1 protein-coding gene (cut by a window edge) is annotated in these 15,435 nt (G+C 64.0%); it reads right to left on the bottom strand.

Going from position 1 to position 15,435, the window contains the following annotated elements; translation table 11 throughout:
* Positions 1-15,435 carry the 3' portion of a non-ribosomal peptide synthetase/type I polyketide synthase gene (locus Q5Y75_RS16630; RefSeq protein WP_306199486.1) on the bottom strand. 7,215 nt of this gene lie beyond the right edge of the window, so 15,435 of the gene's 22,650 nt are visible here — the last part of the coding sequence; its start codon lies beyond the right edge, outside the window — the gene reads right to left on this strand; its stop codon occupies positions 1-3.

The following is a 15,435-nucleotide window of genomic DNA, read 5'->3' as shown; positions in this document are numbered from 1 at the left end:
TCAGATATCCAGTATGCTCACGATGTCGGTGGTGTCGGGTTCGAAGCTGGCGCTGTCCTCTGCGCCAAATTCCAGATCAATGATTGCAAGATCGGGCGCCGATACCATTTCGGCCAGAATCTGACTCAGCCAGTTCCACATTTCTTCGATACTCTCAGGGCTGTAGAGGTCCCGGCGGTGCTCGATGGCGCAATCGATGCCGCCCTCGGCATTGGGCGAGAAGACGATCAGCATGTCGTATTTGGCAAAGCCGGGCGTCGGGCTGACATCGGTGAGGGGCAGTCCGGCAAAGTCCCTCCGCGCGGTGTGATCCAGGTCGTTCCAAGTCACCGCAATGTCGAAGAGCGGCGATCGGTCGGGCGTCGCGGGGGCCTGAGACAGGCGGACGATCTCTTCAAAGGGAACATGACCGTGACGCAGCGACCGGGCCGCAACCTCGCGCGCCTCGCGCACCAGCCCGGCGACCGTGATGTCCTGCGCCAGAGTCATCCGCAGGGGCAGGACATTGACGAAACAGCCGATCATTCCGTCGAGCGCCGCCAGGTTGCGGTTTTCCGTAACGGTGCCGATGACCATGTCTTCGCGACCGGTCAGCCGATGCACCATCGCGGTCACCGCGGCCAGAAATACGGAAAACAGCGTGCTCGACTCTGCAGCGGAAAATGCGCGAAGCGCCGCGGCGCAATCGGCGTCCAGATGCGCGCGGATGGTCGCGCCCTCCATCTCTATCCGCTTTGGACGCGGTGCACCGATGGGCAGGTCGAACGGGGCCGGGAGATCGGACAGGGCGGTACGCCAGAAGTCGCGGTCTTGCTGCATCGACGGCGCCTCCAGAACCTGGCTTTCCCACTTGGCGAAGTCCGTGAATTGAAGGGGCGGCGCGGGCAGCGGGCATTCGCGCTTTGCGGCTGCGGCCTGATAGGCTGTTTCAAGATCGCGCATGAAGAGTTCGAGCGACCGGCCATCCGCGACGGTATGGTGCAGCGCCATTGACAGGATGGAAACCGACTTGCCGGTATCGATAAGGCGTGCCCGCAAGAGCGGTGCTTGGGACAGATCGAAGGGGTGGGAGGCGTCATGGTCCAGAAGCTTGGAAATTTCGCGAGCATCCCGGGCGCGATCCCGCCCAAGCTTGAAGGGCACTGCGTCATGAACGATCTGGCGCGGCCCGTCGATGCCGGTCACAAAAGCTGTCCTGAGCGCACCATGCCGGGCGATAACCTGATCAAACGCGCTCTTGAGTGCGCGGACCCGTAACCTGCCCTTGATCTCCATCGCGGCGTGGATGATGTAGGCCCCGGGTACTCTCGACAGTTGTTCCGCCGCCCAGATGCGGCGCTGCGCATGGGCCAGAGGACACGCATCGGCATCTTTCGAGGCGACCAGCGGCGGCCAGTCTGCCTGAGCGCGCGTCTGCAGGGTTTCGGCAAGCGAGCGTACCGTCGGAGCCGCGAAAATATCACCCAGATCGATCCCGACACCCAGCCTGTCACGCAGTTGTCGCACGGCCTGCGCCGCCATGAGGCTCTGCCCGCCCAGGTTGAAGAAGCTGCTTTCGGGGTCGATGGATTTCAGTTTGAGCAGGTCGGCGAATACGGTCGCGATCTCGGCCTCGGCCGCATTATAGGCGCCCTCGCGCGTGGGTTTTTCCAATTGCGCCGGTTCCGGCAGGGCCATCTGCGCGAGCGCGCGCCGGTCGATCTTGCCGGAGGGCAGCAGCGGCAGAGCGTCATGCATCACCACACGGCCCGGCACTGCCGCGGGGGGCAGCGTCTTACGCAAGACTGCGAGCAGCGCCTGTCTGTCGAAGGCGCGGCTTGTCACATGCGCGACCAACATCGCGTCAGTATCCGCGCCCCGCACTTCGACCGCAGCCTGAAGGACATCGGGCTGCACTGACAAAACGGCCTCCACCTCTCCGAGTTCGATACGGTGTCCCCTGAGCTTAATCTGGCTGTCGGTGCGGCCCAGAAATTCCAGCCGGCCATCCGATCTCCAACGGGCGCGGTCGCCGGTGCGGTAGCGTCTGCCAACAATCGGCGAACCAGCGGCGGGAAAGGTCTGAGCGGACCGTTCGGGATCGTCCAGATACCCCCGTGCCAGACCCGCGCCGAATATAGTGATCTCTCCCGCAGCGTTGATTGGTTGCAATGCGCCTTCGGGGGAGAGGACTGCGAGGCCTTCGCCGGGCAGGGGCCGACCGAGATCGGCGGCGGCCGAGCCCGTGACCGGTCGGGCGCAGGTCCAGATCGTTGTTTCGGTGGGGCCGTAGACCTCGTAGACATTCAGGTGCTCAAGCAGCGCCAAACGCTCCCGCAGGTGCTGCGGCACGGTCTCGCCGCCGGTGAGCACGGCGCGCAGCGCGGTTCCTTGTGCGAACACATCCGGTCCGTTGCTTGCGGCTTCGTCCATCAGAAGGGCCAGCCGGGTCGGCGTTGCCTGCAACACTGTCGCGCGCTGCTCCTGCAGGGCCTTCAGGGTGCGCGCTGGCACGGCGGCATCATCGCCGTCAATGGTGGTCACGCAGGCCCCGAGGGTCAGCCCGCCAAGCAATTCGAGTATCGAGATGTCGAAACTGATATTCGTCAGCGCCGCGATCCGATCCTTGGGGCCGAACCCGAAGGTATCCGGCAGGGACCCGCAAAACGCGGCAAGTGCGCGATGCTCGATCATCACGCCTTTGGGTTTGCCGGTCGAGCCGGACGTGAATAGAACATAGGCCAGCATGTCCGGAGTGATTTCGGGCAGCGGCAGTTTGGTGTCCGGCGCTTCCAGTAGCATTTCGATATCTATCCGCTGTTTTCCATCCGGCTTGCCGGACAGAACCAGCGCGCAAGCCGCCTCGGCAATGAGCAGATCGCACCGTGCCTCGGGGAGCACAGGGTCTACCGGTACAAACGCTGCTCCGGCTTTCAGAACACCCAATAGCACGGCGGGCAGGTCAGCGTCTCGAGCCAGTTCGATACCCACTTTCGCGCCGGGGGCGACCCCGCGTTGGACCAGTTGCCGGGCCAGATGGTCGGAACGTTGCACGATGGTCTCGTAGCTCAGGGCTTGGGTCCGGTCGCTTGTGGCCGGAGCGGTTGGAGCGCGCGCGGCGGCCTTCGCGATGTACTCCAGAATGGTTCCGTCGGATTGCGGCAGGTCACCCGTGAGACCACCCCAGGACAGCATTGACTGCCGGTCGTGCGCGGGAGCGACTTCGAGCGCATCCAGCGGCGTGTCCGGATCGGCCGCTACCTCGGTCAGGATCTTGCCGAATGTATCGATCAGCCGCGCAATTGTGTCAGGGTCGAAGAGCGCCGTCGCATATTCGAAATGCAGGCGTACCGCCGCACCGCTTGGTTCGGCAATGAGCGTCAGATCGGTCTTTGAGACGGATGCCGTCGGCGTTTTGCGCTGCGCATGCACGTCGCCGAGTGTCAACTCGGCATGATCCGGGTCCTGCATGACGATCATGGCATCGAAGAGCACGCTGCGCGCTGGATCGCGCGGCAGGTCAAGCGCCTCCACAACCAGATCAAACGGGGTGTCCTGATGTTCGAGCGCTTCCCGTATCGTCGTTGCGGTGCGCTTCAGCAGCGTAGCGAACCCGGCCTGTGGGTCAATTTCCACGCGCAGCGCCAACTGGTTCAGGAACAACCCGACCTGATCGGCGTAGTCGGGGTGGTCGCGCCCTGCCACCGGTGTGCCGAGTGTCAGATCCGTCTGCCCGGCATAGCGATAGAGCAGCGTCTGGAAGGCCGCCGTGAGGATGACAAAGAGACTGGTATCGTGCTGTTCCGCCATGCGCCAGAGCGGTTCGGCCTGCGCGGGGTCCAGCTCGAACGACATAACTTCACCGCTGACATCCTGGCGCGTCGGGCGTGTCCGGTCGGTGGGCAGGTCCAGGCGGGGCGGGGGACCGGAGAGCCTGGCCTGCCAGTAATCCAGACCGGCAGTGTTCGCCGCCTGCGTGATCTGATGCGCCGCGCAATCACGGTACTGCCGTTTCAGCGGCGGGAGCCCGGTCGCGTCGCCCCGAGCGGCGGCATAAAGCATCGACAGATCGCGGATCAGGACATCCATGGACCACCCGTCGGCGATCATGTGATGCAGGCAGAAGCCGAGAAGGAACCGCTTAGCGCCGATCTGCGCGAGGCCGATGCGGAAGAGGGCTTCGGACCCGATGTCGAAAGGCCGTGCCAAAAGCGGGCTTAGCCATGCCTCTGCCTCGGCTTCCGGGGTATCGGAACCTTTCAGATTTATTGTGATGAGCTTTGCGCCGTCGGGCAGGATGCGCTGACGTGGCACGCCTGTATCATCCGTCAAAATTACTGTGCGCAGCGCTTCATGGCGGCTGCACAGGGCGTCGATAGCGCTGGTCAGTGCCTCTTGATCCAGCGCGCCGGTCAATTCGACCACGCCGGGCAACAGCCCATAGCCCTCCTGCCCTTCGAGTTGTTCAAGCACCCAAAAGCGGCGTTGCGCGGGCGAGAGAGCATAATCGGCAGCCTCCGGCAGGCGCTTTACCGGGTTGATCGGGTCGGGTGTCGTCTCTTGCAGATGTCTCTCAAGGGCGGCGGCGGTCGGGTTGCGCATCACGTCGCTCAGCCTAATCTCGGCACCGAGCTCCGCATAGACCTTCTGAACCAGCCGTGCTGCGGTCAGGCTGTGCCCACCAGCAGCGAAGAAATTGTCGTCCGGGCCAAGTTCGGCCTGACCGAGAACATCGCGCCACAGATCAAGCATCTTATCGCAGGAGCCGGGGGCAGACCCGCTTGGCGCAAGGGCTGCTGGCGCTGTCTCAACCGGTCCCGCCAGCAGTCGCACATCTGGCCGCGGCAGGGCTGCAATCGGCTGGTCGATGAACGCAGCGATCCGGTCAAGTAGCGACAGGACATAGTTGCCGATGCCACGAATACGATCTGCCTCGAACAGGGCATCATCATATTGCAGCGAAAGCGTCAGCGCCTCGGGCGTTTCGGCGAACAGCAATGTCAGATCAAGCTGACTGCCCTGCACGGGCAACGGCAACGGCGTCAGATCAAGCCCGCAAGGGGCGGCCTCGGGATCGGTCCTGCGGTAGCTGACCATCACGTCGAACAGGATCGAGCGGTCCGGCCTGCTGGGTGGTTTGATCGCCTCGACAATCCGGTCGAACGGGCAGTCCCGACGGTCCAGCATCTCGGCAAGGTTGCTCTTTACCTGTGTGAGCAGCGCGCCGAACGTCTGATGCGGGTCCAGCGTGACGCGCAATGGCACGGTCTCGGTACAAAGACCAATGACGGACTGGCTGTCCCGATCCGGGCGGCCCAAGAGCGGAACCCCTATGAACATGCCCTGCTGGTCGGAGAGGGCATACATTGCATAAGCGCTCAAAGCGGTGAGCACTGCAAAAGGCGTTGTGCCTTGTGCTTTGGCGACCTTAGCCAAAGTGGCCTGCGTTTTTTGTGCCGCCGGGATATCGAGCGATGCGCCGCTCTGGCTGCGCAGCGGGGGCCTTGTTTGGTCCATCGGCAGATCAAGCGGTGGGGGCAGGGGGGTCAGAACCTCCTGCCAGCGGCGCAAGTCCGATTGCGCTTTTGGCCCGTCGGCCCGGGCGCGCATTTTTGCGACATGGTCCTGGAATGAGGGCGCGTCGGGTCCCAGTTCCGGTGCCTTGCCTGCCGCGATTGATGCGTAGGCTGACCAGAGGTCCCTCGCCATCATGTCCAGCGACTGGCCGTCCACGATGATATGATGCGCGTTCACGAAGAGAACATGATTATGTTCGTCTATGCTCCACAGGCGGAAGCGCAGCAATGGGCCGTTTTCCAGATCGAAGGGGCACGCAACCTCTTTTGCGCATCGGTCAAGCGCTTCGGCCATGGAGTCGTCGCAGGGCGCGATTTCCTCCATCGCTATATCTGCGTGGCTTGCTGCATCGATGATCTGAACGGGGCGGCCCGCGCGCATTTCGAAACGCGTGCGCAAGGCGTCGTGCCTGGACACCAGCATATCCGCTGCGCGCGCAAAGGCATCCGGATCGAATGCGCCGGTGACGCGCCACGCGGCGGGCATGGCGTAGCCCGCGCTGTCCCCATGCATCTGGTCGATGGCCCAGAGCCGGTACTGCGCCGGTGAAAGCAGACCGTCTCCGTCCTGCTGCGCCGGTAGATCCGCCTGCGCATCCGGCGCGGCCTCGATCAGCGCGCAGAGCCCGGCGGGCGTCGGTTCGGCAAAGAAGGCGCGCAGTGAAACGGTGACGGCAAACGCCTCTTCCACCAGATTGATCAACTGCGCTGCGGCGAGGCTATGCCCGCCGCAGGCGAAGAAGTCGGCCTGCATGTCATCCATCGGGCGGTCCATGACCCGCGCCCAGATTTGAGCGACGGCATGTTCGAGATCGGTGTCGGGGCCGGTTGAATGGGTGGCATGTTGCCTTTTTGGCCGGTCCAGTGCCGCCAGAGCGAGACGGTCCACCTTGCCGCTTGGCGTCATCGGCAGAGCGTCGAGCCGGATGATATCGGCAGGTATCATATAGTCCGGCAGATGCTCTGCTGCAGCCTGGCGCAGGTCGGCTGGTGCATGCGTGGCGCATTGGGCAAAGCCCAGAAGCTGTGCGGTCTCGCCTTGACCGCTCAGGATGCAGGCCGCGTGGCGGACACCCTTGATCCTGCTCAGGCCGGACTCGACCTCGGCCAGTTCGATGCGATAGCCGCGCAGTTTGACCTGATCGTCGCGACGCCCAAGGAAGTGCAGCTTTGCATCCTCGTCCCAAAGGCCCATATCACCGGTCCGGTAGAGGCGGTCGAATTCCGGATGTTCCACGAACCGTTCCCGCGTCAGAGCCGGGTCCAGATACCCGCGCGCCAGCCCGGGTCCGCCGACATGAATCTCACCCTGTGTCCCGACGGGGACGGGTTCACCATATGAGTCAAGCACGAGCAACTGCGCCTGACCCAGCGGCCTGCCAATACTTGCAACCGCGTCATCCGACAGATCGGCGTGTGCAAGCGTCAGCGCGGTGCAGTCAACGGTGGCTTCGGTCGGACCATAGACATTGGTCAGCTTGAGCATCGGGCAGGTGGGCGCTTCGAGGATATCGCGGGCAAGCCCCGTCGCAAGCGCCTCGCCGCCAACAAGGATATGGCGCAAGCACAGGTCGTTGCGGCGCGCAAAACCGAAATTGCGCAGCAGGGACAGCAGGCTTGGCGTCGCGTCCGAGACAGTCACCGCTTCGCGTGCAAAAAGATCCATCAGATCGCGCCCATCGCGGCGCGTTTCGGCATCGACCACCAAGAGCCGGTGCCCACCGCAGAGCGCGGCGAAGATCTGCTGAACCGACGCGTCGAAGATATGCGGTGCGACCAGCGCGACGGTCTGCTGGCCTTCCAATCCGTCATAGACCGTCTGATGCAACGCCGCGACGAGCGCCGCGACCGACCGGTGTTCGATCATGACGCCCTTGGGCCGCCCCGTGGAGCCCGAGGTGAAGATCACATAGGCGAGGTCGTCGGGCCTTAGCTGAGCATTCGGAGGCGTCGCGGCGCGGGCAGAGAGATCGTCCAGCACGAGCGTGCGGTCGGCAAGCCCCCACCGCCCGCCGGGTGCGGTCGCATCGGTGATCAGCGCGGCGCATTCTGCATCGGCAAGCATCCCTGCAACCCGTTCGACCGGCGCGGATGGATCGACCGGGACATAAGCCGCGCCCGCCTTCAGAATGCCAAGCATCGCGGCGATCAGGCGGGTATCGCGGGGCAGGGCCAGCCCGACCCGCGCCCCCGTCGTTATACCAAAAGTGTCGCGCAACGCGTGCGCGATGGCGTTGGACGCCATATCCAATTCACCATAGGTAAGGGTGGCATCTGGCCCGGTCACCGCAGCGGCATCCCCATCGCTGGCGGCTTGTGTGGCGAAACTTTCGAGCACGGTCGTCGCGGGCGTTGCCGATATGTCGGAGCAACGGCCAAACGACTCCAGAAGCCGGGTTCTCTCGTCGGGGCTGGTCAGGCGCAGCTGAGCGAGGGGGGTTTTTTCGGGCGCGCATATCGCGGACGCGATCAGACATTCGACCGTCCTGGCGAGCTGCTCGGTGCGCTCAGCGGTGAATTGCGCCGGATCGGCGTCTAGCTGCAGGGAAAGCGTTCCGTCCGCCTCTTGGAGATAGGTGAAACTCAGACCGGTCTTCGGCCCGGTTGGCCCCGTATCGAATGGTGTCAGCGTCAACTCGGGAAGCTCCGGCAGTGCCGGGATATCCTCCAACGCGACAATCGCATTGAACAGTGGGCGGTCGGGGCCGTGGCCGAGGGCGCGTACAACGGCATCGAGCGGAATGTCCTGATGGCTGAGCGCCGCGGCGACCGCCTCGCCGGTTTGCCCGACAAAACCGGCGACGGCGTCCTGAGGATCGATCGCGCTGCGCAGAACAACCATGTCAGACAGGTAGCCGACCTGATCCTCAAATTCGGGGCGGTTCCGTCCTGCGACCGGTGTGCCCAGCCACAGGTCGGTCTGCCCGCTCAACCGATGGAGCGCGGCTGCGGTCAGGGCAGCAAGAACGGTGAAGAGGCTGACCTTCCGCGCAGTTCCCAATGCCTCCAGACCGGCTCTGTGGGCATCAAGCCGCACCACCGACCGATGCGCCAGCGTACCTGCCGGATCGAGGTCGCTCGCCCGGCCACCATGGAGGTCCAGCGGCGGCGGCAGACCGTCCAGTTTCCGGGTCCAATAGGCAAGATCGGCCTTCCCCTCCGGCCCGGCAAGGCGTTGTGTCTGCCAAGCTGCGATGTCCTTTGGCTGGCAGGGTAGACCGGGAAGGTCGGGAACGTCGCCGGAACGGGCCATGAGATAGGCCGTCGTGACCTCCCGCGTCAGAACCTCCATCGACCAGCCGTCACAGATCGCGTGGTGCAGAGAGAGCAGAAAAAGCGCGCGGTCGCGCGCTGTCCTGATCAGGACAGCGCGCGCGAGGGGGCCGTTTGCCAGATCCCAGGGTGCGGCAGCTATGTTTCGCGCCAAACGCTTTGCCGCCTTGGTCGGGTTGTCTTCATCGCTCAGATCATGTCGCTCCAGCCGAAGCGTGGCCTCAGCGTCGATGCATTGGCGTATCTTGCCACGAGTGCTCTGGAACCGGGTGCGCAACGCTTCGTGGCGGGCGGAGACGGTTGCGAGCGCCGTTTCAAGGGCTGCCTCGTCAAGGCTTCCGTCCAGCCAGTAGCCGCCGATCACGGTGTAGTTGGGACCCGGCCCGTCAAGCTTTTGCAGGAAGCAGAGGCGCTGTTGCTGCGCAGAGGCCGCGTAGCCGTCCGAGGCGGGCAGCAGCGGCAGCAGGGCTGGCGCGGGTTTCGTGCCGCCCGCCAGACCGTCGATCACGCATCTGGCAAGGCCGGATACGGTCGGTTGCTCGAACAGGTCGCGCAGGGTCGCCACAGGCCCGTAGCGGGCCTGAAGCCGGTTGATCAGGCGGACCGCAAGCAGGCTGTGGCCGCCAAGGGCGAAAAAGTCAGCGTCCACATCACAAACCGCAGCACCCAGTAGTGTTGACCATTCCTCGGCGATTTCGGTCTCGATCCGGTTGGCAGGTGCGCGGCCGGCGGTGGGTGAGGGCGCGATATCGGCAGGGTCCGGCAGGGCGCGGCGGTCCAGCTTGCCGTTGGCGTCAACCGGCAAGGCGTCGAGTGCGATCAGATGGGCGGGCACCATCGCCTCGGGCAAACGTTCTGCAAGGGTTTTCCTGAGCCGGGCCATGTCCGGATGCGGGTCGGTCACCACATAAGCCGCCAATTCCGGCCCCGCCGGTCCGGGGCGGGCAATGACGGCGGCCTGCCGCACGCCGTCCAGCGCCTCCAGAACGGCTGCGATCTCGCCGGGTTCGATCCGGTTCCCGCGGATTTTAAGCTGATCGTCGCCACGTCCGAGATAGCGCACGGTGCCATCCGGCATCCACAATCCCAGATCGCCAGTTCGATAGAGGCGCCCGAAATCTGGGTGCGTCGAGAAGCGTTCCGCCGTCAGATCATCCCGGTCGAGATAACCAAGCGCGAGACCGTCACCGCCGACGCAGATTTCGCCGGGCAATCCAACCGGCGCGGGTGCCCCTGCCGGGTCGAGGATCAGGATCGTGCTGTTGGCAATCGGTCGCCCGATCGGGACATCTGAACCGGGTTCAGGCGGGGTCTCGATCCGATGCGTTGCTGAGAAGGTCGTGTTCTCGGTCGGGCCATAGCCGTTCACGACCACAAGTGAGGGGTTCGCCGTCATCGCGGTCGCGACATGGCGAGCGGAAATCCGTTCGCCGCCGGTCAGAACGGTGTGCAGACCCTCGAAGACCGTCGGATTGAGATCGGCGAACTGATTGAACAGCGTGGCGGTCAGCCATATCACTGTGACCTTTTCCTGCCGCGTGACCTCGGCCATGCTCCAGGGGTCGAGCAGTGTTTCCCGATCCGCCAGCAAAAGACGGCCCCCGTTCAGCAGCGGCCCCCAGATCTCATAGGTGGTCGCGTCGAAGGACAGCGCGCCCGTCAGCAGCAGCGTGTCCGACGCACCGAGCGGGGCAACATCGCTATTGCGCACAAGCCGGACGATGGCGCGATGCGGCACGACCACACCTTTTGGTGTCCCGGTAGAGCCCGAGGTGAACATCACATAAGCCGGTGCCTCCGGCCCGACTTCCGGCAGCGCAACACCGTCGGGATCGACCTCGACCGCGTCGAGTTTCACCGCGTCGCTCGGTCGAGCGTCGCCCGCGCCGCCCAACGTAAGTTTTGGTTTGGCAATGTCGAGCAGGGTTGCAATGCGCTCTGCCGGGTAATCGGCGTCAATCGGTACATAAGTACCTCCGGCCTTCAGCACCCCGAGCATCGCGGCGATCAGGGCAGGCTGACGATCGGACATCAAAGCCACCAGATCGCCGGGCTTGACGCCATGGTGTGTGACAAGACCCGCGGCGATGCGGTCGGACCAGAGATCGACCTCCCGGTATGTCACGCTGTTTGTGTGGTGACGCAGGGCGATGGCGTCCGGCGAGTTTTGCGCGACCTCTCTGAACAGATCGACGACATTTCTGTTTCGCGGGTAGTCGGTGGCGGTTTGGTTAAATCCGCTGACGACCGCTTCGCGTTCCTCTGCGCCGATCAGGGGAAGCGTGGAGAGCTTGTCGGTTGGCGCATTGGCCGCAGCCACGGCCAAATGACCGAGATGCTCAGCCATGCGTTCGATGGTTTCGGCATCGAACAGATCGGCGTCATATTCGATCTCTATGGCAATCCCCTTCGCCGACGGGCGCAGGTAGAAGATCAGATCCGCACGCGAGATCACGCTGGGCAGTTGCGCGGTGCGCGCCGGATGCCCGTCAAAGGACAGGGCCTCGTCGGTGAATTCCTCGACCGTGACAATGATGTTGAACAGGCCCAGTCTGCCGCCACGGCCGGTGCCCCCGCGCGACTGGCCGAGCAGTTCCACCGGATAACGGCTATGCTCCTGCGCCTCCGTCAGCCTTTTGACAGTCTGGGCTAGGAGAGTCTCGAACGTTGTCTCGGGGTCGAGATCGAGGCGCAGCGCGAAGTTTTCGATGAAACAGCCGATCTGGTCGAATTCTTCGGTGCTGTGGCGGCCAGCGGCGACGCTACCGATCACCAGATCGCTCTGCCCGGAATGGCGGTGCAGCAGCGTTGCGCTGAGCGCCATCAACACCTGATAAAGCGTTCCGCGCTGCGCCGTCGCCAGAGCGCGAAGCGCCTGCGCGGTTGTGGCGTCAAGTTCCGAATGAACCACGCCGCCGCGATAGGATTTGACGCTCGGTCTTGGCCGATCAGTGAAAAGCGCGATCTCTTGCGGTGCGTCCCTGAGCGTCTCTTGCCAGTAGCCGCGGCTTTCCGCGCCCGCTGGACTGTCGAGCAGGAGCCGGCTGCGCCGTGCATGCTCCCGGTAAGCGCCGCTGGCGGCAGGCAAAGCCTCGCCCTGATAGGCCTTGGTCAGATCGCGCAGGAAGAGGGCGACCGACCAGCCGTCGGCGATGGCATGATGCAGGCTGATGGTCAGCAGGGTGCGGGCTCCGGCCTGCGTGAAGTGCACGCGCCAGAGCGGCGCTCTGGACATATCGAAACCTTGCCCGCTCATCTCTGCAGCGCGCGCCAGAGCTGTTGCCTCGTCCGGTGCCGTCTCGACCGTCAGGGCTGGCTCGACTTGCGCAGCGATGCTGATATGCGGCGTGCCATCGTCAGCCTCGGAAAAGAAGCTGCGCAGGGCCTCGTGCCGTTGCGCGACTGCACGAAGGGCCTGCCGCAAACGGTCCATGTCCAGGCGACCACCAATCCAGAAGGCGCCCGACATGCAATAGGCCGACTTGTCAGCCGCCACATTGTCCAGCAGCCACATCCGCTCCTGCGCTGGGGCAAGCGTTACAGAGGTGTCTTCTTCGGCTTCTCCGGTCAGTTCGCCCGGTTTCGCGAGGGTGCCCAGAAAACCTTGAAACGCGCCAACACTCGGCCGCTCGAACAGGTCCTTCACGCGCAGGTCCACACCGAAGGTGTCCCGCACCTGTGCAACGATTTGAACTGCGCCAAGAGAATTGCCGCCAAGCGCAAAGAAGCTGTCATCGGTTGTCGGCGCGGCGCCGGAGGGCAGAAAGCGACGCCACATTTCCAGCAGTGTTTTCGTCGTCTCGTCCGACGACATAGCCGGAGTGACCGGGGTCGGCTCCTTGGTCACCTCAGCATAGGCAAGCCGTCCGGTCGTTGTCCATTGTGCGCGCTGCCCAGTATCCCGCAGCCAGCCGGATGGCGAAAGCGCATGGGGTATGGCACCCGGCAGGTCCCGGGCGCAGGTCTCGAAGATCGTGCCCTCGATACCCACCGGGCAGAGTGCCATCCGGTCATCGAACACATAGAGTTCCGGCTTGTGGGATTGCGAATAGGCCGTGACCTCGGCGTTTTCCGACGCGTCGAGAAGGGGGATCAGGGCAATCGGTTTCGAGGGGTCCCGGATACAGGCCGCAAGCAGGGTTTCCAGATGCCGCCCCATTCGGGCAATACGGTCTTCGTCGAACAGGTCGGAATTATAAGTGACACGCAAAAGCGCGCACTCTTTGTCCGTACTGATCTCGACATAGAGATCGAAACCCGACGCAGGTGGGATCAGGTCATCGACCGCTCTGCCCGCCACGCCCCCGAGGACAAGCTCAGGCCGCTCGATATCGGCGGCGCTGACCAGGATATCGAACAGTGGGGCGCGTGCCACGTCGCGCGGCTGGCCGATCCGGTTGAGGATTGCGTCAAGGGGCGTATCTCCGTCCGCAAATGCGTCAGCGGCGGTGTCAGCCACGCGCCAGAGCAGAGTGCGGAAACTGTCCGAACCGCTCAGGCGATCCCTGAGAGGCAGGGTGTTCACGAAGTTCCCGATCTGCCCCAGCAGGTCCGGATGCCCCCTGCGTGTGAGTGCCGTGCCGAAGGTGATATCGTTCGACCCTGTATAGCGGTGGATCAGTGCTTTCAGCCCGGCGAGCGCAGCAAGATAGGGTGTTGTTCCCGCCTGCCGCGCCAGATCGCGCAGACCCGCTGTCGTGGACCGCGAAAGGCGGAGATCGCAGCGGGCGGCGGCAAAGCTCTGCAGGTTTGAGCGCGGGCGGTCGTGGGGCAGGGCGGTCGGCTGCGGCAGGTCTTTCAGACGCGCGGCCCAGCGATCCAGCGCCGCCCTGCCGTCCGGCCCGTGCAGGCGCGCGTCCTGCCAGAGGCAGGCGTCGATATGTTGCAGCTTCAGTTCGGGCAGATCGGCGGCGCGGTGTCCAAGCGCGGCTTGATACAGCTCGGTCAGGTCGGCGATCAGCGCTGCCTCGGACCAGCCGTCAAAGGCGATGTGATGCACGGCATAAACCAGCGCATGGTGCGATTTCGCCGAAGCGTCGATGCACAGCAATGCGGTGCGAAAGACCCGACCTGCGCTCAGGTCAAACGGAGCAGCGGTCAGCTCCTGAACATGCCGGGCCAGCGCGGCTTCTCCGTCTTCGGCCATGTGTTCGGACAGTTCCACGGCCTTTGACGGGCGGATAATTTGCCAAAGGGCGCCGTCGCTCAGATCGTAGCCTGTGCGCAAAATGCCATGGCGTTCAAAAAGAGCGTTCAGGGCAGCCTGCAAGGCATCCCGATCAAGCAACCCGTCAAAGACGAATGCTCCGGAGAGGACATAGAACGCCTCCTGCCCCTCGACCTGCGACAGCGTCCACATACGTTTTTGGGCCGGAGAGGCGGGTGCGCGCAGGAGGCCGGTTGCTGGAATTGGGTAGGACTCTGCACCCAGGTTTTCGGCTATCCCTGCGGGCGTAGGTGCACGGAACAGGGACGCGGCGTCCAGTTGCTGGCCGGTGCGGCGTTCGATCTGGGCAGCGACGCGCAGCGCGGTCAGGCTTGTTCCGCCGAAGTCGAAGAAGCTGTCCTGCGCTGATAGGTTCGGCTGGTCAAGATGATCTCGAAAGACATCGAGAATAGTCTCAAGATATGCTCCGGCGGTTGGACCTTCATACGACTTCTCCTGCCAACTATCGTGGCGCGCACCGTCTCGGTGAAGAGATATGTTTCGCGGCAGCGAAGGTCCCGGCAGCATGCGGGCAAGATCAGCAGCCAGTTCCTGAGCCGTAACAATTGCCTCGGGAATCGTTGTGACCACTAGGCGGTCCAACGGGCCTTCGGCCTGGGCGACCTCGGGATTGGAGAGCAGCAGCGCACGAGCATCCGCGCTCTCGAGCGGCTCCGCTAAGGCCACAACCTCTCCACTCGCGGTCAAAGACGCGGTGACGCCGAGTGCCGCGTCATCCGCGTGCAAGGAACCTCGGCAACCCACGAGCGTGGGCTGTCCATCGTCGTTCAGCACCGAAAGTGCCAGCCCGTCCAGCGGCGCAAAGCGCACCAGTCTCATGTCGCTCACAACGGAGGCCGCAGCATAACCAGCAGCTTGCCTGTCAGTATGAGGCCGAAGGATCAGTTGGACGCTGCTGCCTTCGGCGAGAGAGGCTTGGAGCGATGGCAGGTAGCTCTCTAGAGGCGAACTCCGGCACTCGATGATCAAACGGACCGGTTTGCGCCGCCCCCATTCGCGAATCCAGGCGCGCACGGCATCTTGCGGGAGAAGTATCGCCTGACCAGTCGCGGGCATCTCAGAGATGCGCAGGTGCAGCTTTCCCAGAACCGCCGCCGCCAAGGCCTCCACCACCGGCAATCCGGCGGTCAGCGTGAGCGTTGCACCGATCTCCAGCCCGCAGGCATTCTGCCAGGCGGTGATGGCCTCAACGCGTGACGGCGTATCTTTGGGCACCGGCATCCCCAGGCGGTCCGCCAGCGCGGCAATGACATCGCTGTTCTGAGTTGCAATTGACCCTGCGGTCACGGGTTGGCCGTCTGCATCGGTCGCAAGAACCCTGTCCGGCGCATTGGAGAGCGCCGCCGACATGGCAGCGGGCAGATCCGGCAGTGGCCCTGT

Origin of the sequence: Ruegeria discodermiae, assembly GCF_030758345.1 — a bacterium.
Classification (GTDB): domain Bacteria; phylum Pseudomonadota; class Alphaproteobacteria; order Rhodobacterales; family Rhodobacteraceae; genus Ruegeria_C.
The sequence above is the reverse complement of the archived record's forward strand: the minus strand, read 5'-3'. Positions and strand labels throughout refer to the sequence as shown.